The sequence below is a fragment of the Methylobacterium sp. GC_Met_2 genome (genome assembly GCF_026540795.1).
Classification (GTDB): Bacteria; Pseudomonadota; Alphaproteobacteria; order Rhizobiales; family Beijerinckiaceae; genus Methylobacterium.
Window position 1 is genome coordinate 28,504 of sequence record NZ_JALNUM010000039.1, and the last position, 20,302, is coordinate 48,805.

Here is a 20,302-nt window from a genome sequence, read left to right on the forward strand (position 1 = left end):
GCACCGGTCGATCCGGATCGGCGCTTCGCAGAGACCTTGCGCTGGTTTCAGGATCACCTTCCACGTTCGTTCCAGGCGTCCGGGAAAGGGTTGGCCCAAAACCGGAGTCTATCCCGGCATCGCCTCCAGCCCCTCGGCGCGGATCCAGTCGCGGGTGCGGTCGAGCGCCCGGCCGAGGCGGTCGAACAGGGCGTCGATCTCGTCCGGCGTGATGATCAGCGGCGGGCAGACGGCGACCCGGTCGCCGGCGAGCGCGCGCACGATCAGCCCCTCGCCCTGCGCGAAGGCCACGCAGCGGGCGGCGACCCCCTTCTTCGGATCGTATTGCCGCTTGCTCGCCTTGTCGGCGACGACCTCCAACCCGCCGATCAGCCCGATGCCGTTGGCCTCACCCACGATGGCGTGGTCGGCCAGCGCCGCGAGCCGGCGCTGGAAGTGCGGCGCCTTCGCGGCCGCGCCCTCGATGATCTTGTCGCGCCGGTAGATCTCGATCGCCTTCAGCGCCACCGCCGCGGCCACGGGGTGCCCTGAATAGGTGGTGCCGTGGCCGAAGGTGCCGAGCTTCTCGCTCTGGCTGATCATGGCCTGATAGAGCGGCTCGTCGATGCTGACGCCGCCGAGCGGCATGTAGGCCGAGGTAAGCGCCTTGGCGAAGGAGATCGAATCCGGCCGGACGCCGAGCGCCTCGCTGCCGAACCACGTGCCGCACCGGCCGAATCCGCAGATCACCTCGTCGGCGATGAAACGCACGTCGTATTTCGCCAGCACAGCCTGGATCGCCGCGAAGTAACCGCGCGGCGGTACGATCGCGCCGCCCGCGCCCATCACCGGCTCGGCGATGAAGGCCGCCACCGTCTCGGGACCCTCGCGCAGGATTGTTTCCTCCAGCTCGGCGGCGAGCCGGGCCGAGTAGGCCTCCTCGTTCTCGCCTGCTTCAGCGCCCCGGTAATGGTGCGCGCACGCCACGTGCAGGAAGCCCGGCAGCGGCAGGTCCCAATCGGCATGGTTGGCCGTCAGGCCGGTCATCGAGGCGCTCGCCACCGTGACGCCGTGATAGCCCTTCTGCCGCGCGATGATTTTTTTCTTGTTCGGCCGGCCGAGCGCGTTGTTGTAGTACCATGTCAGCTTGACTTGGGTGTCATTGGCCTCCGAACCCGAGGACGTAAAAAAGATCTTCGAGGTCGGGATCGGCATCAGTTCCTTGAGCGTCTCGGCGAGCTCGATCCCCGGATCGTGGCTGCGGCCCGAGAAAAGGTGGGTGAACGGCAGCCGCGCCATCTGCACCTGAGCCGCCTCGACGAGTTCGGCGTTCGAGTAGCCGAGCGCCGTGCACCACAGGCCCGACATGCCCTCGATATAGGCGCGCCCCTCCGTGTCGTAGACATGGACGCCCTCGCCGCGCTCCAGCACCAGCGGACCGGTGTGTCGATGCGTCGACAGGTTGGTGTAGGGGTGGAGCAGGGTTTCGACGTCGCGGGTCGCGAGATTCGAGAGCATCGGCGGCTGATCCTCGTGCCGAGGGGATCCGCCACACTACCGACCCGATGCACCGGCAGGTAGCCCGGCGGACCCGCCTCCGGCCGTTGTCGGATGCATGCCGGACGCGCTGTATACCCGATGCTCAGCCCCGAAGCCTTCGTCGCCCAGCCCGCCCCCGGCCGCGCCTGCGGCGCCTGCACGCTCTGCTGCAAGGTCTACGACGTACCGGCGGTCGAGAGCGTGGCGGGCCAATGGTGCCGCCACACCCGGGCCGGGCAGGGCTGCGCCATCCACGCCACCCGCCCCGATCATTGCCGGGCCTTTTACTGTCTGTGGATGACCGAGACCTGGCTCGGGCCGGAATGGAAGCCCGATCGCGCCAAGATGGTGCTCGCCCTGGATCCGCTCACCCGCAATATGAACGTGCAGGTCGATCCCGGGCAGGCGAATGCGTGGCGGCGCGAGCCCTATTATGGGCAGCTCAAGCGCTGGGCCGCGGCCTCGGTGCCGCTGCGCCGGCATGTGCTGGTTCACGTGAACAAGACCACCACGGTCGTCCTCCCGGACCGCGACGTGAGCCTCGGGGTGGTCTCGGCGCAGGAGCGCATCGTCTCGCGGGAACGGATGACGCCGCAGGGACCGAGCTTCGACGTGGAGAAGGTGCCGGCCTGAGCGGCAATTCCTGTCCCCCGGCAAACGCCGTCGCGTTGCGCTCAGCGTTCCAGGGCGGCGGCCCGGCGCATCACGGGCGATTCGATCACCAGGAAGGTCATCTGAAACAGGATCAGGCCCGTATGGTCGGTGACCTCGATGCGCCAATCCTCGCCGAGGGCGATTCGAGGTGCGTCGTGCTTCAGGATGTCGCCGGCGATCCGGATGGCTTCGAGCCGAGCGGCGTGCGCGTCCGGCAGCTCGGTCCCCTCCGGATCCAGCACGGAGCAGCCATCATGGACATGGAAGTGAAAGCGCGGCATCGACGTACCCTAATCAAGTCGAGGCGGGGGTACGGTCAGCCATCACCCGCATCCGTGCCGGTACTCATCGCAGAGATTATTCGATCTCTACACAAAGCAACGGGCTATGACTATAATCCACGTTAGAGTCATGTCTCCGCCCGACTACGGCGGGGGCTCCAAGGCCCGCGGCGACGGGGCCGGGCCGCCGACCTTGCGGCGGCGCCCGGTTTGTCCGACTGATCGGGCATGACGACAGTGCATGATTTCAGCGTCACCGCCGCCGACGGATCACCCTATCCGCTCGCGCAGCATCGCGGCCAGGTGTTGCTGATCGTCAACACGGCCTCGCGCTGCGGGTTCACCCCGCAATACGAGGGCCTGGAAGCGCTGTGGCGCCGACATCGCGACGCCGGCCTGACGGTCCTGGGCTTCCCCTGCAATCAGTTCGGCGCCCAGGAACCCGGCGACGCTGCCGAAATTGCGAGCTTCTGCAGCCTGCGCTACGACGTGAGCTTCCCCGTGCTCGCGAAGGTTGCGGTAAACGGATCGGAGGCCGACCCGCTCTTCGCGTATCTCACCCGCGCCAAACCCGGGCTGCTCGGTACGAGGGCGGTGAAGTGGAACTTCACGAAGTTCCTCGTGGGGCGCGACGGCCGCGTCGTCGCTCGCTACGCCCCCGGTACGAAGCCGGCCGCCCTGGAGGCGGAACTTCAGGCGGCGCTCTCCGCGGCGGCGTGAGGCTGGTCCGGCGCCACTCCGCTGCGTCTCAGGCAGTTTCCGAGCCCGCGGATCCACAGCATTGTCCGCAGGGACGCGACGGGAACGGGACGCACCGCCTCGCGCAGGATCCCGACGAGGAAGCGGACTTCCGCAATCTTCCGCAAGGTCAGGGGCGAAGCCCCTCCGCCGCGCGCGCGATCTTCCAAGTCCACCAGGGCATCGAAGACGGCATAGCGGTCGCGGCGCGTATCGCACGACTGCATGCGCGCCATGAGCGCAGCGATATCGCGCTCAAAAACACAGTGCAGGGGTCCGGCGATGAACATGGTCGATCCGAATTCGACGAGCCCGGACCTTAAATCAGTCTCCGCGCGGTGTCAGCCGACAGAACGGCGGTCGCCCCGCAAGTTTTCGGTTGTTGCGCGTTTGCATCTGCGCGATCGAACCGGCCCGTTCAGCGCTGCAGCGCCACCAGTTCGGCGGCGGCCTCGAATTCGGCACGGCGCGCTTCAAGACGCGCCTCCGCCTCGGTATCGCGGCCCCAGACCGCCGCCTGATAGGTCTCGTCGACATGGGCGGCCGCCCAGGCCTCGGCCGGCGTCAGGCGGCCCCTGAGCACCGCCAGCGCGATCAGCAGGGAGCCGGTCAGCGTCGTCAGCGTGTGCAGGCCCGCGAGGCAGAACGGGTCTGTCACCGCCTGCACCGCGGCGGAGAGTGCGCGCACGGTGTCGTCCGGCTGGGTGACGTGCATCACGCCCTCGCTCAGGATCACCCGGGCGCCGAACGTATCCCGCGCCCAGGCGAGGATCGGGTCCCAGGCCGCGGCCTGCGCCGTCACCAGCCGCTCCGGGTCCCCGGCCCGATAGGCGACGAGATCGGTGCCGGCATAGGCGGACAGGTCGGCTGCAACCGCGTCCAGCCGGGGGGCGACGCCATCGATGGCCGTGTTGGCGAGCCGCGTCAGGGGCATCCGGGCCGGATCGATCTGCGTCTCCTGCGCCGCCCACTCGGCCGCGACCCGCTCGGCCAACGCCCGGGTGGGCAGGCGCAGCGGGTTGCGGGCCGGCGTGTTGGCCGGTCGCCCGTCCAGGGTCAGCCGGAACCCGTCCGGGCTCTCCGAGAAGCCGGCTTCCGTGTAGAACCGGCGGGGCAGGGCGGGCTTGGCGTGGCCGCGGGCGGCCCGCACCGGATCGGGTGTCCCGTCGTCTTGCGGCTGGCCGAGCCAGTCTGTCGTCTCGTCGCTCATGGGGGCGAGATAGGCCCTCCCAGGCCGGCGCGCGAGCCTCCCGGGGTCAGGGACGCGTCGCCGCAGCGTCGAACAGCCGGGCTTCAAGCGCGCCGGCGCTCGGCACCACGATGGCGGCGCCCGCTCCGTAGAGCGCCTCGGGCGGGTGGTAGCCCCAGGCCACGCCCACGGATTCGGCCCCGGCGGCGACGCCCATGGCGATGTCGAAGGTGGTGTCGCCGACCATCACGGTGGTCTCAGGCCCGCAGCCGGCCTGGTCCATGGCCTGCTGGAGCATGGTCGGATCCGGCTTCGACGGTGCGTCGTCCGCGCTCTGCGTGGTGACGAACCAGTCGCCCCAGCCGTGATGCGCGACCAGCCGGTCGACGCCGCGCCGGGACTTGCCGGTGGCCAGGCCGATCAGGACGTCGTCGCGGGTACGAAGCCGGGCCAGGAGGTCGGCCATGCCGGGGAACAACGGCTCCTCGTAGGCGGGATCGAGCCGGAGCCGGTTGTAGGCCAGCTTGTAGCTCTCCGAGAGTTCGGCGATCGGTCCATCGTCGCCGACGAGGCGGCGGAACGCCTGCGGCAACGAGAGGCCCACCACCGACAGGGCCTCCCGTCGTCCGGGGGCGGGCAAGCCGATCTCCGCGAAAGCGAGCCCCTGCGCCGCGACGATGAGGTGCTGACTGTCGACGAGCGTTCCATCGACATCGAAGACCACGAGCCTCATCGTGGGCATCGGGCCTGTGGCAGGCCGGCCGATCGGCCGGGGCGGGCGCCAAGCCGAGTCATGGCTTCCGGCCCGGCTGCACCGGCTGCCCGGCGGGCTGGCCCGGCTGCCCGCCAGCTTGCCCTGCAGGTTGACCGGCTTGACCGCGGGTGCGCTCGTAGCCGAGCCGGCAGCGGATCAGGAAGCGGCGGCGCTTGCCCCCGCGCAGCCCGCGCTGATGCGAGGCGCGGTTGCAAGCCGCGTAGGAGCGGCGGCGGCGCTCGACCCGGGCACTCGTGCCCGGCCGCGCCTGCGCGGGCACCGCCTCGGCCGGCGCCGTGGCCGGATGCGGCATCGTGGCCGAATGCGGCGTCGGCGTCTCGACCGACTTCGCGCCGGCGGCCGGCTTGGACGCCTCGCCCGGGGCGGCATGCGCGATCGGCCCGACAAGGCACAGGGCGGCGAGGCAGGCCAGCATCGCGAGCTTCATGCGTCAGGGTCTCAAGCCGGGGAACGGAGCCGCGATGGAACGGCGGCGCGGGGCAGCATATGAGGCGGCGCCTCCGCTTGCCAAGACCTCGCCAAGACCTGACTCCGATACGGTACCCTGGAAGGCCCCCGGATCGTGATGCGAAATCCACCGGAGATGGGATCGGGCGCGAGCCCAGCCGGCGACGGGATGACGATCTTGCGATGAATCTTCTGCTGCTTCCGGGCTTCATGACCGATCACGACCTGTGGTCCGATCTGGCCGACGACCTCGCGCGGGTCGGTCCGATCACGTACGGCGATCCGAGCCGGGACGCCACGATTCGCGACCTCGCCGACCGGGCCATCGCCGCGGCGCCGGACCGATTCGCGCTGATAGGCTTCTCCATGGGCGGCTACGTGGCCCGCGCGATCGCCCGCAGCGTGCCGGACCGGGTGCGCGCCCTCGTGCTGATCGCCACCTCGGCCCGGGCCGACACGCCGGCCCAGGCGCAGCGGAAGGCCGCCGCCGTCGCCCATGTCCGCCGGCAGGGCTTCGCCGGCCTCAGTCGAAGCGCCATCCTGCAAGCGGTGCATCCGGCACGCGCGGGCGATGCGGCCCTGATCGCGCGCATCCGGGCGATGGGCGACCGGCTCGGCGGCGCGGTCTTCCTGCGTCAGGCCGGGCAGATCCGAGAGTCCGACCTTGCGCAGCTCGGGCATATCACCTGCCCGACCCTGGTGGTCGCGGCCGCGCAGGACGCCCTGCGCAGCGGCAACGAGGCGCGGGAGCTGCGAGACGGCATCCCCGGCGCGACCCTGACGGTGATCGACGGATCGGGGCACATGCTGCCCCTCGAAGCCCCCGACGCCCTGGCGGCGGCAATCGTGCCCTGGCTGCGGTCTCAGGCCTCCGGCGCCTCGACGATCGGATCGTAGCGAGCGGCGTCGAAGCCGAGCAGGTTCCAGCTCTGGGCCATGTGGGGCGGCAGCGGAGCGCTGACGTCGATGGGCTTGCCGGTGCGCGGGTGCGGGATCACGATCCGGCGAGCGAGCAGGTGCAGGCGGTTCTGGATCCCGCCCGGCAGCTCCCAGTTCTCGATCGAGAAGTACTTCGGGTCGCCGACGATCGGATGACCGATATGGGCCGCGTGGGCGCGCAACTGGTGGGTGCGGCCTGTCACCGGCTTGAACGACAGCCAGGACAGCTTCTGAGCCGCCTGATCGACCATCGCGTAGTAGGTCAGCGCGTGGCTCGCGCCCTCGTCGCCGTGCTTGGCGACGCGCATCCGCGCGTCGGCGTCGGTCGGCTCGTCCTTGGCGAGGTAGGTCGAGACCCGCCCTTGGCGGACCCGCGGCACGCCGGCGGAGAGCGCCCAGTAGATCTTGCGCGCAGCCCGCGAGCGAAAGCTCTTGGCGAGCGTCGCGGCGGCGAGCCGGGTCTTGGCGATGATCAGGCAGCCGGCCGTGTCCTTGTCGAGCCGGTGGACGAGACGGGGCTTCTGGCCGTCCGAGCCCGTCAACGCGGCGAGCAGGCCGTCGACGTGCCGGACCGTCCCGGATCCGCCCTGGACCGCGAGGCCGAACGGCTTGTTGAGAATCATCATGTCGGCATCCTCGTAGAGGATCAGCGACCGGATGAACTCGGCGTCGTCCTGCTCGCGCGCGGGGTTGCGCGGCCGTTCGGAGGGCTGGTCGAGGCGCAGCGGCGGCACGCGCACGTTCATGCCCTGCTCCAGCCGGTCGTTGGGCTTCGCGCGCTTGCCGTCGACCCGCAATTCACCCTTGCGGACGATGCTCTGTACCCGAGTGAACGGCAAAAGCGGGAAGCGGGCGGTGAGGAACCGGTCGATGCGCATGCCGGACTCGTCCGCCTCGACCGTCAGGGTCTGCACCCCGGAGGCGAGGGTCGCGGATGCGGCGGCGCGCTGCTCGCGGCGGGTCGGGCCGACCTGCGGGGCAGGGGCCCGCTCGGTCGGGCTCGGCCGTGCGGCGGGCTTCATTGCGGACCGCGGCGGGCTTTTCCGTGGCGCGGCCTGAGCTTTTGCCTCGACCTTTGCTTCGCCGTCCGCGGCGCGGGGTGCCGGCTTCTTCGCCGCGGGGGTCACGCGGTCGGCGGCCCCGGCGGTCCAGGGGTCGCGGGCACCGGCATCGTCGCCCCGGTTCCGGGCCGCGCGTTCGGCGGCGTCGCGGGCGCTGGTGCGAGGGCCCGTGCGGGCGCGCCCGTCGGCCCAAGGCGCACCGGGCGGGGATCTGCGCCCCTTCGGGCCGCCGCGTGAGGGGGATCGTGTCGTCATGAATCTGCCAGAACCCGCCCCGCTGCGGACGGACCAACCGGGCGCAGCGACCTCCGCTTCGCGGGATTGTGCGCACCGAGGAAGGGGACGGTCTAGCATCGCGGGCATGCCGCGGCAAAGGCGGGCGGCCGAGTTCCGAGACGACCCAGCCGACCCGAGGCCAGCCGGGATTACGCCCGGGCGAAGCCCCGCCGGATGATCGTCTGCTGCGGGGGCTCAGGCGCCGGATGCACCGATCCGGCCATCGGGTCTCTCGCCTTGACGGCGAGCTCGGTCCGGAGCGGTTGGAATTGCCTGCGCGCTTCAGCGATATCGAATTGGCTTTGCATCTCCATCAGCGTCTCCATCTCGATGCCGAACACCGTCTCGATACGGAACGCCAGCTCCGCGGTCAGGGGCGCCTTCTCGTTGATGAAGTCGAACACGTCGTGACGCGGCACGTCGAGCAGGCTTGCGGCGTCCATGACGGTGAGGTCGCGCGGCTCGATCACGTTTCGGAGAACGTAGCCGCCAGGATGACCGGGATTTTGCAGTCGATAGCCCATAATCGGCATGCCTTTCGCGAGATATATTTTCGGTCGACTCATCCTTTGAGCCAAAATCCGAAATCAAAACTCAGAAAGCTTCGACATTTCTCGATTTCCGAAGCAGACCGGATGATTACGCAGAACCCTGCGCAAGGTTCCACGATCAGGCCCGTTCGATGACCGCCCGTCGATCTGTGCTTGCCTCGAATTGTCTTTCTACCTTGTAGATTTTCCGATCTCGTCTTACAAAAAATTGCCTTTCGACAAAACGTGCGTGTTTCTCGTGTCACGATACAGGCGCCGTGATCTTGATATCGAAGGCTTCGTCGCAGATATGCGCCCGGCCCGCGCGGTGTTGCAGTCCGTTTGCCCGCAGGACCGATTCCGTTCCAGTTCCTTCCCGCGCAGGCTCGACGGGATCTGCCGTCACACACCCCTGAAATGTACGCGCGCCCTGGCGTGACGCGGAAGCGGTTCCTGTTCGATGCTGCTCAGGAACGACTCCGCGTCATCCGCGACGTGGCTGCCAGCGGGAAGGGTCTCATCCGCGGCCGTCAGGCGGCCGATCGACGGCCCGACCTGCTCGGCTGCGAGGCCTGCTTGGCGACGATCTGCATCTGGGCGGCGCGGTAGCGCTGGCGCAACAGGGTGAGGTCGAAGCGCGTCTGCATCTCCATGAGTTCTTCTGCGTTGAAACCGAAGGCCTTCTCGATCTCGAAGGCGATCTCGACCGTCAGACTGGCCCGCTCGGCGAGAAAATCGGACAATCCCTGGCGCGTCACCCCCAATGTGGCTGCGGCCCCCATGATCGTCAGGTTGCGTGGCTCGAAGATCGTGCGGCGGACGAAGCCGCCGGGGTGAAATGGCTTTGCCAATGTGTAACCCGTATTCATCGTTCAATCCCCCAGGTTATGTCGAGCGATGCCCAAGTCTTACCAACGTGCTTGCCATTTCGAGGTGCGAGCCAGCACTTCCAGATTGCCGAACGTGACTTGCGCGTGAAGGATAAAAATTCTAGCGGCTCGCGTGCTCGCGTTGAAGATCGTGCGTTTTGATTAACAGCAAACTCATTATGGACATGAGTCTGAGCAGATCGATTGCAGTTAAGCGCCTGATGATCTGCCCCTTTATAACTGATTACATCTTACAGATCATCAAGATGCGCCTCAGTTACCAAGCGCTCCACTGGCAGTCAAGCAATCAGCGGCTGAAATAGCTTAGAGAGTTAGGACGATTCCTCGAATTTATCTATTTTTTGTAGAGGCGGCAAATGAAAGATCTTGGACATATCAAAGGCCGCCAGAAGAAATTCTTTGTCAGAAGAACATGATTCCGGCTCACCGTCATCACACAGCGGGCGGTGAATTCGATCGCCGGCTCAGCAAATGTTGTCTGCGTTATCCACAAGCTTGACGTTGAGGGTCGAAACGACCAAGCTCGGCCGTGACGGTTCCCTTCGGGGATCAAAAGGGAACGTGGTGTGGGGCTCGCCCCGAGGCCGCGGCTGCCCCCGCAACTGTAAGCGGCGAGCCCTTCACCACCATGTCACTGGGTCGCGAGGCCCGGGAAGACGGTGTCAGGGCGGCGACCCGTGAGCCAGGAGACCTGCCGTCAGCCGTGGTCACACGCGAAACGCGTCGGGCGGGGTGTCCTGACGGGTGTCGAGCCGCCTGTGCCCAAGCACGGTCGACACGGCCTCGTTCGCGGTGACGTGCCACAGCAAGCGCGACCGCGACACCTGTTCGATGTCCGTCCACGCCATCACCACCTTGCTTTTGCCCGTCCGGGACGCCTGCGCGCACCGATGGCGGCCAGGGCTGGGGAATGGCGGCGCATTTGTAATGTTATTACATTATGCGTACAGGATGTGGGCAGCGCGGGCCGCGCCAGGATCCCGTTCTCCATGTCTGCATCGACGCTTCGCACCCGTTCCGGACGGCCCGCACCGCTGTATGGCGGCCTCCTCCTCGCTCTCTTCGCGAGCCCAGCCGCCGCGCAGGAGATCGTCACGCTCGACCAGCTCTCCGTGGAGGGTGAGGGCGGAGACCCGAACCGTGCCAGCCCGACCGGACTCAACCTGCGCACCCGCGACCGGACCGCGAGCCGCCTCGGGTTGACGCCGCTGGAAACGCCCGCCAGCCTCGACATCGTGTCGGGCGAGACGGCGCGGCTGCGCGGCCAGGACACGATCGCCGAGGCCGTGACCCAGGACGCCACCGGCATCACCACGATCGCCGCGCCCGGCAACGGCAACGGCGCGTTCACGTCCCGCGGGTTCGCCGGCCCGAATTCGATCCAGCAGCTCTACGACGGCACGCGCTTCTATGTCGGCGCCAACACCGTGACCTTCCCGTTCGACACGTGGAATGTCGAGCGGATCGAGGTGCTGCGCGGGCCGTCCTCGGTGCTCTACGGCGACGGCGCGATCGGCGGCGTCATCAACGTGGTGCCGAAGAAGCCGGTCTTCGTGCCGATCAACGCCGCCCGCGCCGTGGTGGGCACGGACGGCGTGGCGCGGCTCGCCTTCGATTCCGGCGGTGGGATCGGGCAGGCGGAGTTCGGCGATACCTTCGCGTATCGCCTCAATGTCAGCGGCAACCGCGCCGACGGCTGGATCCGGCCCGAGGGCGATTTCCGCAACCTCGCGGTCTCGGCTGCTCTGCTGTTCCGGCCGAGCACCGACCTCGCCTTCACGCTGAGCCACGATCTCGGCTACCAGGAACCCGCCCGCTACTGGGGCACACCACTGGTCGAAGGCCGGATCCCGGACCTGATCCGATTCAACAACTACAACGTCCGCGACGCGAAGATCACCTGGGCCGACAACTGGACCCAGTTCAAGACCGAGTGGTCGCCCTCAGCCGACATCACGATCCGCAACACCGCCTACCGGCTCACCAGCCGGCGCCACTGGCTCGATGTCGAGCAGTATTCCTACAGCCGCGGGACCGGGCTGGTGGACCGGGGCGACTACCTCGAGATCTACCACAGTCAGGAGCAGGTCGGGGACCGGCTCGACGCGACGTTCCGGGGCAGCCTGTTCGGCTTGCCGAACCAGTTCGTGGCCGGTTTCGATGTGAACCACATCGATTTCCGCCACACCAACAACTTCTATTTCGACCAGAGTACCAGCGTGCCGCTCACCGGCTACGATCCGGGTTTCTTCCCGCAGAACGGTCGGGCCCGTCCGGCCTATGCCACGCAGACGAACCAAGCCTCGGTCTTCGCCGAGGACCGCGTGATCCTGTCGGAAAAACTCTCGTTCCTCACGGGCGTGCGCCTCGACGTGCCGACGCTGAACCGGGAGGATCTGCAGACCGGCTCGCGTTTCGAGAAGACCTACCGGGCCCTCGGCTACCGGTTCGGCCTCGTCTACAACCCGACGCCGGACAGCGCGCTCTACGCCCAGTACAGCGTCGCGACCGATCCGGTGAACAGCCTCATCACGCTGAACCAGTCGCTGGCCGGCTTCCAGCTCGCCACCGGCGATCAGGTCGAGATCGGCGCCAAGGGGCTGGCCTTCGGCGGCGCCCTGGAATGGACGATCGCCGGCTACCGGATCGTCAAGGATAACCTGATCTCGGCGATTCCGGGGCAACCGACGCTGTCCACGCAGGTCGGAAGCCAGTCCTCGCAAGGGTTCGAGCTAGCGCTCGGCTGGCTCTTCGCCCCGGGCTGGCGGCTCGACGGCAACCTCGCGCTCCTGCACGCGCAATACGACCGGTTCGACCAGAGCGTGAACGGCGCCACCGTCTCGTATGCCGGAAACCAGCCGATCGACGTGCCCGAGCGCGTCGCCAATCTCTGGCTGACCTGGGATATCGCACGCGATTGGACCGCACGCGTCGGGCTCCAGAACGTCGGCCAGGTCTACAGCGATTTCGGCAACACGGCGCGGCGGCCGGCCTACAATCTCGTCAACGTGGTGCTCGACCGTCAGGTCACGGCGGATTCGCGCCTGTCCCTGCGGGTCTACAACCTGTTCGACAAGGTCTACGCGATCTCGGGCAACGCCGTGAACGGGGTCGGGACCAATTGGCTGCTCGGGCGCCCGCGCTCGGTCGAGGTCGCCTATACGGTGACGTGGTGAGCCTGTCGCGGCCGCTCGGCAAGGCGGGCCGCCGCTGGCTGCTGCTGTTCCACCGCTGGGCCGGGATCGCCGCCGGACTGTTCTTCGCCCTGTGGATCGGCTCCGGGCTGGTGATGCTCTACGTGCCGTTCCCGACGCTCACCGAGGCCGAGCGTCTGGGGCGGCTCGTGCCGATCGCCTGGGATCGAGTCACGGTCTCACCGGACGACGCGCTCGGCGCCGGTGGCCTCGGCGGCGTACCCGTCGCCTTCGCCCTGGAGATGCAGGGCGCCGAGCCGGTCTACCGGATCGCCGGTCAGGATGGCGCCCGCGCAACGGTCTCGGCGCGGACCGGCGTGCGGCTCGGCCCGCTGACGCCCGCAGACGCGCGGCATCTCGCGGCCGACGGGGCTCCGGATGCGCGGGTCGAGCCGATCGATCGCGACCAATGGACGGTCACGACGCGGTACGATCCGCTCCGCCCCTTCCTGAAAGTCGCCCTCGGCGACCCGGCGGGGACCGAACTCTACCTCTCGCAAAGGACCGGCGCAGTCGCCCTCGACACGACCCGGTTCGAACGGGGCTGGAACTGGGTCGGCGCGGTGACGCACTGGATCTACCTCACACCTTTGCGCGCCCGCGCGGAGCTGTGGCGGACGGTGCTGTTGTGGCTCTCCGGCTTCGCGGCCCTCGGCGCGCTGAGCGGAGGCGCGATCGGGATCTGGCGCCTGCGCCTCCGGCGCCGCTACGCGGGCGGGGCCGTGACCCCCTATCGCGGGCTCGCGCGCTGGCATCATCTGCTCGGCCTCGCCGGCGGTTTCGGGCTGAGCGTGTTCATCGTCAGCGGCTGGATTTCCATGAACCCGAACCGCTGGTTCGCGTCGACCAGCCCGCCCGCTGCTTTGCGAACCGCCTATGCCGGATCCTTGCCGGCCCTCGCGCTCGCCCCGCAACGCCTGCGGGATTTCGCCGTGTCAAATACCCGCGCCCTGCGCTTCGCCGCGATCGGCGGACGCTGGTGGATCGTCGCCGAGGCGCCGGACGGCCCCCGAACGGTCGGGGCGGACGGCGCGGCCACGCTGGACGCGCGCACCATCGCGGCGGCCGCGTCGGGCGGTTTTGCGGACGGCCCCCTCCGGTCGATCCGCCCGCTGGCGGTCTACGACGCCTACTGGTATCCCCACGGGACCGATCCGCGGCCGCTTCCGGTGTTGCGCCTGCGCTTCGGCGATCCAGCCGCCACATGGCTCCACGTCGATCCCCGGGACGGCACGATCCTCCAGCGCCTGGACCGCTCGGGCCGGATCAACCGCTGGATGTTCGACGCCGCGCACCGGCTCGACCTGCCGGGGCTCACCGGCAATCGGCCCCTGCACGACGTGGCCCAGTGGGTACTGAACTTGCTGGCAGCGGGGATCGCGGTGACGGGGATCGTGGCGGGCTGGCGCAGGCTGCGCCGGATCCGCTCGGCGTGAGGATGATCCCACACGCTTCGCGGGGCGGTTGCGATGAAGCACGGCTCTCAGCCCGTGTCGTGACGCCCTCTAGTGCGCCGAACCGGTGGCCACCACTTCGGCGGAGAGTGCTCGCGGTGGTGCGAGATGGCGGGCTTGGCGTCTGATGACCTGGGGCGGCTGGCCGAACGCCCGCAGGAAGGCCCGCCGCATCCGTTCCCGGTCGGCAAAGCCCGTCTCCTGGGCCACCGTGTCCAGCGAATGCCGACCGTCCTCCAGCATCGTCCGGGCGGCCTCCAGCCGAAGGTTCTCGACGGCCTTCGCGGGTGATTGGCCGGTTTCCTCCCGGAAGATGCGGCTGAACTGGCGCGGACTCAGATGGGCCGCCTCCGCCAGCTCCTCGACCGAGAGTGCATTCCCGAGGTTGCTCCGCGCGTAGGCCAGGACCTTCTGGACCCGATCGGACCGTGGCTGGAGCTCCAGCAGGGCGGAGAACTGCGATTGGCCGCCTGTCCTGCGGTGATAGACGACGAGCTTTCGGGCGATCCCCTTCGAGATCTCGGGCCCGAGGTCGTCCTCGACCAAGGCCAGCGTGAGGTCGATCCCCGCCGTCATGCCGGCCGAGGTCCAGACGTTGCCATCCGAGACGAAGATGCGGTCGTCGTCGACCTTGATCGACGGGTAGAGCCGTTGCAGGTCGCGGGCATGGGCCCAATGGGTCGCCGCCTTCCGGCCGTCGAGCAGGCCCGCTTCGGCGAGGAGGAACGCGCCCGTACAGGTCGCGGCAACCCGGCGCGCGGTGGAGGCCGTCTCGCGCAACCGCGCGATCAGGCCGGGGGCCGCCGGGTCGACCTTGATCGCGCCCACGACGAGGACCGTGTCGAAGTGCCGGCCTGCGAAGGGCTCGGTCTCGATGACCATCCCCATGGAGGTCCGAACCGGCCCGCCCCCCTCGGACAGGAACGTCACGTCGTAGAAATCGCGACCGAGTTCCAGGTTGGCGAACTCGAACGTCGATAGGGGGGCCAGGTTCATGACCTGGAAGCCGGAGAACACCACAACGCCGATGGACGGCATGGAAACCCCTCAGCCGAATGTCCTAAAAAGGTGGATCTTAGACATATGGGATATGCCGGCGGACGTCTAGGTTTGATCGCAGCACGCGTGGGCATCACCCCGCGCAGACCCGCCGAAGGATCCAAACCGCCATGACCGCGCACGTCGCCACTGCCCTCGGCCTGGAAGCTCAGAATTACGCCCGCCGTTGGCTCAAATGCGGTGAGATCGCCGTCGCGACCCTGCGCGATGGGACCCGCATCCGATACGTCCGGGTGGGCCGGGGCCCGAACCTCGTCCTGACCCACACGGTGCGCACCCAACTCGACCTGTTCCAGCGCGTGATCCCGCTGCTGTCGCCGCATTTCACGGTCTACGCCCTCGATCTACCGGGCTTCGGCTGGTCGGACCTGAGGCCGGACGCTCCGAAGGACGAGCCCACGCTCCGGGCAGCCCTCAAGGATTTCATCGCCACCCTCGGCATCGAGCGTCCGATCCTGGCGGGCGAGTCCATCGGAGCGACGCTGTCGCTGTCGCTCGCCGCGGAGGTCGGTGATGCGGTCGAGCGGGTCTTCGCCTTCAACACCTACGACTACCTGCCGGGGCTGGAGCGGTCGAACCTACTGGCTTCGATCATCATCAAGAGCGTGCGGGCGCCGGTCGTCGGCCCGGTCTTCGCAGCGCTGGAGAACCGGGCCATCACCGGCGGCATCATGAACGGCGGCTTCCATGATCCGCGCAGCCTGCCCTCCGACCTGCTGGACGAATACGGACGGGTCGGCGGTCGCGCCGGCTACAGCAAGGCCGCGCGGACGCTGCTCAAGGCCCTCCCGAGCTTCGTCGCCGCCCGCGCCCGCTATCGCGCGATCACCGCGCCGGTCACGCTCGTCTGGGGGGACAAGGACTGGTCGACGCTCCGCGACCGTGCCGGCGTCGAGGCCGCCGTTCCCGCGCCGGACGTCATCACCCTGGAGCGGACGGGACACTTCAGCGCCCTGGAACGCTCCCAGACCTGGGCCGACATCATCCTGGCGGCGACGGCGGCGGCGAAGGCCACGGCGATCCGCTGACGACGTGCCGTCGTCGGCCGCACCCGGACACGCGACGACCGGCCGTGACCTGCGTCCCCGTCAAACCCAACCCAGGAGCCGACCCCATGAGCGAGCAGACCACCTCGACACAGATCGCGATCGATCACGTGACGCTCCGCTCGCCCAAATCCTACGAGGCAGTGCGGGCCGCCCTGGAGGCGTCGGTGCCGCCCCTCGACCACGCCTACGCCAAGCTCCTGCAGGACGGGAAGGTGGACGCGGCACGCGAACTCCTTGAACGGCAGGCGCCCTTGTCGATCTTCGGGGCCCGGGACCATGGCGGCCTGCTCCTCACCGCCGGCCTGATCCGCAAGGCCATCCAGTACGACATCGGCAATCCGCTGACGGCAGCGCGGATGACCCGGCACGTCCTCTCGGCCGCCCTCTACGCGCCGATCCGGGTGCTCCTGCGCGAGGATGCCGAAGGGGGCGTCGCGTTCGAGTACGACCGCCCGGCCACCACCTTCGGGCAGTTCGGGAACCACGAGGTCGACAGCGTCGCCCGGGAGCTCGACGACCGGCTCCGGACCGTTCTTGCGGACGCCGCGGGTTGAGCCGAACCAGTCCTCCCGCGACGTCCGCTGCGCCGACCTGATCGCGGGACGGCACAGGGGCGCCAGATCACCCCTGTCGAGCAGCCGCGCGGCCGGGCTGGTGCAGGCCCGTCAGAACCGCGCCGTCAAAAACACCCGCACGTTCCGCCCCGGCAGCAGGATCTCGTCTTTCTTGAACGAGGTGGAGTTGCGGATGTCGTCGTTCAGCAGGTTCCGGCCCTGCACTCCGAGGGTGATCGCGCTCGCCCCATAGACCGCCGGATCGACGGCCTTGGTGTAGCTCAGCTCGGCGCGCAGATCGTCGTAGCCGGGGGTCGGCGTCTCGAACACGGCGGTCGCGTCGTGGCTGAAGGCGTGGAGCAGGTTCACCCGGGCGAACCAGCCATCGGCCCGCAGATAGACGCCGCCGCCGAGCCGGTAGGGCGGGATCCGCGGCACGTTGGTGCCGTCGTCGAACTTGGCGCGGACGAAGTCGAACTGCCCTTCGATACCCGCAAAACCGTTGCCCACCGGCACGAGGTCGTACTGACCGATGATCTCGGCGCCGTAGAAGGTGGCGTTCTGCTGCTGATAGACGATCTGCCGGTTTTCCGTGCCGGTGCCGCAGGAGGCGAAATCGTCGTCGCAGCTGAGCCCGGTGTAGTTGCGGTAGATGAAGCCCGTATAGCGCGTGAAGTAGCCGGTGGCGTCGAGACGGAACGGCCCCTCGGCCCGGCGGATGCTGGCCTCCACCGTGCGGGCGCGCTCCTTCTTGAGGTCCGGATTGCCGATCTCGAAGGTCGCGGTGGCGTCGTGCGGCCCCTGCGAGAACAGCTCGTAGCCCGTCGGCCCGCGCTCGACATAGGAGCCGGTCAGGCTCGCCACGAAACCGTAGGGCAGGTCCTGCAGGGCGCCGATGCTGGCGCTCTTGGGGGCGAAGCGCCGGGTCCGGGCGTACTGGAACGGCTCCTGCCCATCCACCGGCAAGTAATCGGCAGGGAACTGGGCGGCGGTGCTCGACAGCCGGTCGACCTCGTAGCGCCCGGCCGCCTGCAGCCGCGTGCCCGGGCGCAATTCCAGCTCCTCGAACAGGTAGACCGCGTTGGCGCGGGACTCGGTCTTGGGCAGGAACGATTCGAGCTGGGTGTTGATCACCCGCCGGTCCGACTGGAAGCCCAGCGCGCCGGTGAGTTTTCCGAGTTCCGTGAAGACCGGGACGTGCTGCAGTTCCAGGCGCCCCTCGGCCTCGCGATTCTTGAAGATCGCCTGGACGCCCTCGATTCCGTCCTCGCCGATCCCGACCTCGTTGTGGCGGTAGACCGAGTAGCCCGCCCAGTAGCGGATCACCTCGAACGGGCCGTCGAGCGGACGGTACTCGCCCCGGGACAGGACCCGGTCCTGATTGGGCGTCAGACGGGTGCGGTCCTGCTCGGCCACCCCGCCGGGAATCGCGTAGACCGCGTCGTAATGGCTGAACGAGATGCCCACGAAGCCGCGGTCGCCGATCGCCGAGATGCCGACCGCGCCGCCCTGTGATTCGTTGTAAGAGTTGCGCTGGATCCCGCCGGGGATCGCGTAGCTGTCGTTGCCGGTCTTGAACCCGTCGGCGTGGACCGCGATGCCGTCGCCGCCCGCATCCACCGTGGCCGCCCCGAGGCGACCGTTGTCCACGCTGGAAAAGCCGCTGGTCACCTGACCCTGGATGCCGTTGGTCGGAATGAAGGTCGGCACCCGATTGTTGTCGGCCGAAACCACACCGCCGATGGCGCCGGAACCGTAGCGCAGGGTCGCGGGTCCGCGGATCACCTCGATCCGGTCGGCGACCAGCGGGTTCACCGGCACCGCGTGGTCCTCGCCGAGATCCGACACGCCGCCGTTGACGATGCCGTTCTCCTGAATCCGCACACGGGCATTGTCGAGACCGCGGATGATCGGCCGGGACGCCGCGCCCGGCGCGTAGCTCGTGCCGGAGATGCCGGGCCGGTCGAATAGGGCGTCGCCCAGCGTCCGGGGCTGGTCGCGGGCGATCTGGTCCTGCGTGATCACGGTGACCGGTGAGAACGTGTTGGTCGCCACCGGGAGCACGCCGACCGGAACCGCGGCATCGGCCGCGACCGCCGCCCGCGTCGGCTGAATCGGGCTCGGGCTGGTGACGCTGATCTCATCCAGGGCGACGGCCTGCTGCGCCTGCGCCGAAGAGGCAGTCAGCAGAACCGTGCAGAAGGTCGACGGCAGGATCGTGCTGGCGAGAAGGCGGGAGCGACGCGAAGGAGACATCGAGACTCACGGAGTGTTATAATGTTTCATTGTTGCCGGATGCGCCGCTGGCGCAAGGGCGTATCGCCAGCCCGATCGCGACGCTCCCCGAACGTTACATCATTGCAACATGGCTGCGCCTTGGTCGCGCGCGACCGCTCCCATCGGCCTTGACTTTGAAACGCTATAACATTTCTCTAGCACGATGACACAGCCCGATCGCCGCCTTCCCGTCACCGTCCTGTCCGGCTTCCTCGGCGCCGGGAAGACGACGCTGCTCAACCATGTGCTCAACAATCGAGACGGCCGCCGGGTGGCGGTGATCGTCAACGACATGAGCGAGGTGAATATCGACGCCGACCTCGTCCGCGCGGGCGGCGCCGACCTGTCGCGGACCGACGAGACGCTCGTCGAGATGACCAACGGCTGCATCTGCTGCACCCTGCGCGACGATCTGCTCGCGGAGGTGCGCCGCCTGTCGGAAGCGGGCCGGTTCGACTACCTGCTGATCGAGGGCACCGGCATCGCCGAGCCGCTGCCGATCGCCTCCACCTTCTCGTTCCGCGACGAAGAAGGCCGCTCCCTCTCGGACCTCGCCCGGCTCGACACGATGGTCACGGTGGTCGACGCCGTGAACCTGCTCAAGGATTACGGCTCGGCCGAGTTCCTGCGCGAGCGCGGCGAGACCGCGGGCGCGGAGGATACCCGCACCCTCGTGGACCTGCTGGTGGAGCAGATCGAGTTCGCCGACGTGGTGGTGATCAACAAGGCGCAGGACGTCACGGATGAGCACCGCGCCCTGGTCCGCTCCGTGGTGCGTGGCCTGAACGGCGACGCCCGGATCGTCGAGACCGACCATGGGCGCGCGCCGTTGCCTGAGATCCTCGATACCGGGCTGTTCGACGAGGAGAAGGCGCAGCAGCACCCGCTCTGGTTCAAGGAGTTGTACGGCGCGGATGAACACGTGCCCGAGACGGAGGAATACGGCATCTCCTCCTTCGTCTACCGGGCCCGGCGGCCGTTCGATCCGGAGCGCTTCAACGCCTTCGTGAACGCCACCTGGCCCGGCCTGATCCGGGCCAAGGGCCATTTCTGGCTGGCGACGCGGCCGGACTGGGTCGGCGAATTTTCCGTGGCGGGCGCGGTGGCGCGGGTCTCCGCTATGGGATTCTGGTGGTCAGCGGTGCCGCGCAAGCGCTGGCCCGAGGTCCCCGAGTTCCGGGAGCGTCTGAAGGATGTGTGGTGCGAGGTCTGGGGCGACCGGCGCCAGGAATTGGTCTTCATCGGAACGGGCATGGATCAGGCCGCGCTCACCGCAGCGCTGGATGCCTGCCTCGTGGAGACCGGAGCGGATGCCGGCCCGTTCGACCCCGCGCCCTACCGCGACCTGCCGGATCCGTTCCCGGCCTGGCGCCGCGCCGCTTGATGCCTTCCCACCGGCTTCCCGAAGGGCTTTGCG

General features: G+C 68.5%; 20 protein-coding genes and 1 riboswitch. Of the genes, 8 read left to right on the plus strand and 12 right to left on the minus strand.

Going from position 1 to position 20,302, the window contains the following annotated elements:
• Positions 1–108: 108 nt before the first annotated feature.
• A complete protein-coding gene (locus tag OXS49_RS15105) occupies positions 109–1,497 on the minus strand; it encodes an aminotransferase (RefSeq protein WP_243999054.1) in 1,389 nt (462 codons plus the stop codon).
• 120 nt (positions 1,498–1,617) lie between these two features.
• Here OXS49_RS15105 and OXS49_RS15110 point away from each other — a divergent pair, with 120 nt between their 5' ends.
• Positions 1,618–2,151, plus strand: coding sequence for a hypothetical protein (locus OXS49_RS15110; RefSeq protein WP_267425310.1), 534 nt, complete (start codon positions 1,618–1,620; stop codon positions 2,149–2,151).
• A gap of 41 nt (positions 2,152–2,192) precedes the next feature.
• Here OXS49_RS15110 and OXS49_RS15115 read toward each other — a convergent pair whose 3' ends face one another.
• Complete coding sequence (locus OXS49_RS15115; protein ID WP_243999050.1) at positions 2,193–2,453, minus strand: hypothetical protein; 261 nt, start codon at positions 2,451–2,453, stop codon at positions 2,193–2,195.
• A 228-nt stretch (positions 2,454–2,681) separates the two neighbouring features.
• On the opposite strand from OXS49_RS15115, the gene OXS49_RS15120 reads away from it, so the two are divergent.
• A complete protein-coding gene (locus OXS49_RS15120; protein ID WP_267425312.1) occupies positions 2,682–3,173 on the plus strand; it encodes a glutathione peroxidase in 492 nt (163 codons plus the stop codon).
• On the opposite strand, the gene OXS49_RS15125 is transcribed toward OXS49_RS15120, so the two are convergent.
• From OXS49_RS15125 to OXS49_RS15140, 4 genes are all read right to left on the minus strand, one after another.
• Complete coding sequence (locus tag OXS49_RS15125; protein ID WP_267425315.1) at positions 3,146–3,481, minus strand: hypothetical protein; 336 nt, start codon at positions 3,479–3,481, stop codon at positions 3,146–3,148. The genes OXS49_RS15120 and OXS49_RS15125 overlap by 28 nt on opposite strands.
• A 128-nt stretch (positions 3,482–3,609) precedes the next feature.
• Positions 3,610–4,401, minus strand: a complete 792-nt coding sequence (locus OXS49_RS15130) for an ATP12 family protein (protein WP_267425319.1) — start codon at positions 4,399–4,401, stop codon at positions 3,610–3,612.
• Positions 4,402–4,447: 46 nt separating this feature from the next.
• Positions 4,448–5,113, minus strand: coding sequence for an HAD-IA family hydrolase (locus tag OXS49_RS15135; protein WP_243999044.1), 666 nt, complete (start codon positions 5,111–5,113; stop codon positions 4,448–4,450).
• A gap of 58 nt (positions 5,114–5,171) precedes the next feature.
• Entirely contained in the window at positions 5,172–5,582 is a 411-nt protein-coding gene (locus OXS49_RS15140) for a hypothetical protein (RefSeq protein WP_243999042.1), read from the minus strand.
• A 203-nt stretch (positions 5,583–5,785) separates the two neighbouring features.
• Here OXS49_RS15140 and OXS49_RS15145 point away from each other — a divergent pair, with 203 nt between their 5' ends.
• Positions 5,786–6,499, plus strand: a complete 714-nt coding sequence (locus OXS49_RS15145) for an alpha/beta fold hydrolase (protein WP_267425323.1) — start codon at positions 5,786–5,788, stop codon at positions 6,497–6,499.
• Here the strand turns inward: OXS49_RS15145 and OXS49_RS15150 are convergent.
• The 4 genes from OXS49_RS15150 to OXS49_RS15165 all read right to left on the minus strand — a co-directional run bounded on the left by OXS49_RS15150 (position 6,466) and on the right by OXS49_RS15165 (position 10,146).
• Positions 6,466–7,857, minus strand: coding sequence for an RluA family pseudouridine synthase (locus OXS49_RS15150; RefSeq protein WP_267425325.1), 1,392 nt, complete (start codon positions 7,855–7,857; stop codon positions 6,466–6,468). The genes OXS49_RS15145 and OXS49_RS15150 overlap by 34 nt on opposite strands.
• Before the next feature lie 170 nt (positions 7,858–8,027).
• A complete protein-coding gene (locus OXS49_RS15155; RefSeq protein WP_346016949.1) occupies positions 8,028–8,444 on the minus strand; it encodes a HigA family addiction module antitoxin in 417 nt (138 codons plus the stop codon).
• 494 nt (positions 8,445–8,938) lie between these two features.
• Positions 8,939–9,277, minus strand: coding sequence for a HigA family addiction module antitoxin (locus OXS49_RS15160; protein WP_243999034.1), 339 nt, complete (start codon positions 9,275–9,277; stop codon positions 8,939–8,941).
• A gap of 537 nt (positions 9,278–9,814) precedes the next feature.
• Positions 9,815–10,012, plus strand: a riboswitch (cobalamin riboswitch).
• The gene (locus tag OXS49_RS15165; protein ID WP_267425330.1) at positions 10,006–10,146 is read right to left on the minus strand and encodes a hypothetical protein; all 141 of its coding nucleotides are present in this window, start codon (positions 10,144–10,146) and stop codon (positions 10,006–10,008) included. Its footprint overlaps the riboswitch before it by 7 nt.
• Positions 10,147–10,287: 141 nt before the next feature.
• Here OXS49_RS15165 and OXS49_RS15170 point away from each other — a divergent pair, with 141 nt between their 5' ends.
• On the plus strand, positions 10,288–12,474 hold the full coding sequence (locus OXS49_RS15170) for a TonB-dependent siderophore receptor (RefSeq protein WP_243999032.1): 2,187 nt from the start codon (positions 10,288–10,290) through the stop codon (positions 12,472–12,474).
• Positions 12,468–13,928, plus strand: coding sequence for a PepSY domain-containing protein (locus tag OXS49_RS15175; RefSeq protein ID WP_267425333.1), 1,461 nt, complete (start codon positions 12,468–12,470; stop codon positions 13,926–13,928). Before OXS49_RS15170 ends, OXS49_RS15175 begins: the two co-directional genes overlap by 7 nt.
• A 69-nt stretch (positions 13,929–13,997) precedes the next feature.
• Here OXS49_RS15175 and OXS49_RS15180 read toward each other — a convergent pair whose 3' ends face one another.
• Positions 13,998–14,984, minus strand: coding sequence for a GlxA family transcriptional regulator (locus tag OXS49_RS15180; protein ID WP_267425334.1), 987 nt, complete (start codon positions 14,982–14,984; stop codon positions 13,998–14,000).
• Positions 14,985–15,115: 131 nt separating this feature from the next.
• Between OXS49_RS15180 and OXS49_RS15185 the strand changes: the two genes are divergently transcribed.
• On the plus strand, positions 15,116–16,033 hold the full coding sequence (locus OXS49_RS15185; protein ID WP_267425335.1) for an alpha/beta hydrolase: 918 nt from the start codon (positions 15,116–15,118) through the stop codon (positions 16,031–16,033).
• 86 nt (positions 16,034–16,119) lie between these two features.
• Complete coding sequence (locus tag OXS49_RS15190) at positions 16,120–16,608, plus strand: DUF302 domain-containing protein (RefSeq protein WP_267425336.1); 489 nt, start codon at positions 16,120–16,122, stop codon at positions 16,606–16,608.
• Between the two features lie 111 nt (positions 16,609–16,719).
• On the opposite strand, the gene OXS49_RS15195 is transcribed toward OXS49_RS15190, so the two are convergent.
• Entirely contained in the window at positions 16,720–18,864 is a 2,145-nt protein-coding gene (locus OXS49_RS15195; RefSeq protein WP_243999023.1) for a TonB-dependent receptor, read from the minus strand.
• 184 nt (positions 18,865–19,048) lie between these two features.
• Between OXS49_RS15195 and zigA the strand changes: the two genes are divergently transcribed.
• Positions 19,049–20,269: a zinc metallochaperone GTPase ZigA gene (zigA, locus tag OXS49_RS15200; RefSeq protein WP_267425339.1), complete on the plus strand. Its 1,221-nt coding sequence runs from the start codon at positions 19,049–19,051 to the stop codon at positions 20,267–20,269.
• Positions 20,270–20,302 lie beyond the last annotated feature (33 nt).

Bases quoted from the DNA above. Each gene is read 5' to 3' on its own strand.
- OXS49_RS15105 (WP_243999054.1), bottom strand. From the start codon at position 1,497: ATGCTCTCGAATCTCGCGACCCGCGACGTCGAAACCCTGCTCCACCCC.
- OXS49_RS15110 (WP_267425310.1), top strand. From the start codon at position 1,618: ATGCTCAGCCCCGAAGCCTTCGTCGCCCAGCCCGCCCCCGGCCGCGCC.
- OXS49_RS15115 (WP_243999050.1), bottom strand. From the start codon at position 2,453: ATGCCGCGCTTTCACTTCCATGTCCATGATGGCTGCTCCGTGCTGGAT.
- OXS49_RS15120 (WP_267425312.1), top strand. From the start codon at position 2,682: ATGACGACAGTGCATGATTTCAGCGTCACCGCCGCCGACGGATCACCC.
- OXS49_RS15125 (WP_267425315.1), bottom strand. From the start codon at position 3,481: ATGTTCATCGCCGGACCCCTGCACTGTGTTTTTGAGCGCGATATCGCT.
- OXS49_RS15130 (WP_267425319.1), bottom strand. From the start codon at position 4,401: ATGAGCGACGAGACGACAGACTGGCTCGGCCAGCCGCAAGACGACGGG.
- OXS49_RS15135 (WP_243999044.1), bottom strand. From the start codon at position 5,113: ATGAGGCTCGTGGTCTTCGATGTCGATGGAACGCTCGTCGACAGTCAG.
- OXS49_RS15140 (WP_243999042.1), bottom strand. From the start codon at position 5,582: ATGAAGCTCGCGATGCTGGCCTGCCTCGCCGCCCTGTGCCTTGTCGGG.
- OXS49_RS15145 (WP_267425323.1), top strand. From the start codon at position 5,786: ATGAATCTTCTGCTGCTTCCGGGCTTCATGACCGATCACGACCTGTGG.
- OXS49_RS15150 (WP_267425325.1), bottom strand. From the start codon at position 7,857: ATGACGACACGATCCCCCTCACGCGGCGGCCCGAAGGGGCGCAGATCC.
- OXS49_RS15155 (WP_346016949.1), bottom strand. From the start codon at position 8,444: ATGAGTCGACCGAAAATATATCTCGCGAAAGGCATGCCGATTATGGGC.
- OXS49_RS15160 (WP_243999034.1), bottom strand. From the start codon at position 9,277: ATGAATACGGGTTACACATTGGCAAAGCCATTTCACCCCGGCGGCTTC.
- OXS49_RS15165 (WP_267425330.1), bottom strand. From the start codon at position 10,146: ATGGCGTGGACGGACATCGAACAGGTGTCGCGGTCGCGCTTGCTGTGG.
- OXS49_RS15170 (WP_243999032.1), top strand. From the start codon at position 10,288: ATGTCTGCATCGACGCTTCGCACCCGTTCCGGACGGCCCGCACCGCTG.
- OXS49_RS15180 (WP_267425334.1), bottom strand. From the start codon at position 14,984: ATGCCGTCCATCGGCGTTGTGGTGTTCTCCGGCTTCCAGGTCATGAAC.
- OXS49_RS15185 (WP_267425335.1), top strand. From the start codon at position 15,116: ATGACCGCGCACGTCGCCACTGCCCTCGGCCTGGAAGCTCAGAATTAC.
- OXS49_RS15190 (WP_267425336.1), top strand. From the start codon at position 16,120: ATGAGCGAGCAGACCACCTCGACACAGATCGCGATCGATCACGTGACG.
- OXS49_RS15195 (WP_243999023.1), bottom strand. From the start codon at position 18,864: ATGTCTCCTTCGCGTCGCTCCCGCCTTCTCGCCAGCACGATCCTGCCG.
- zigA (WP_267425339.1), top strand. From the start codon at position 19,049: ATGACACAGCCCGATCGCCGCCTTCCCGTCACCGTCCTGTCCGGCTTC.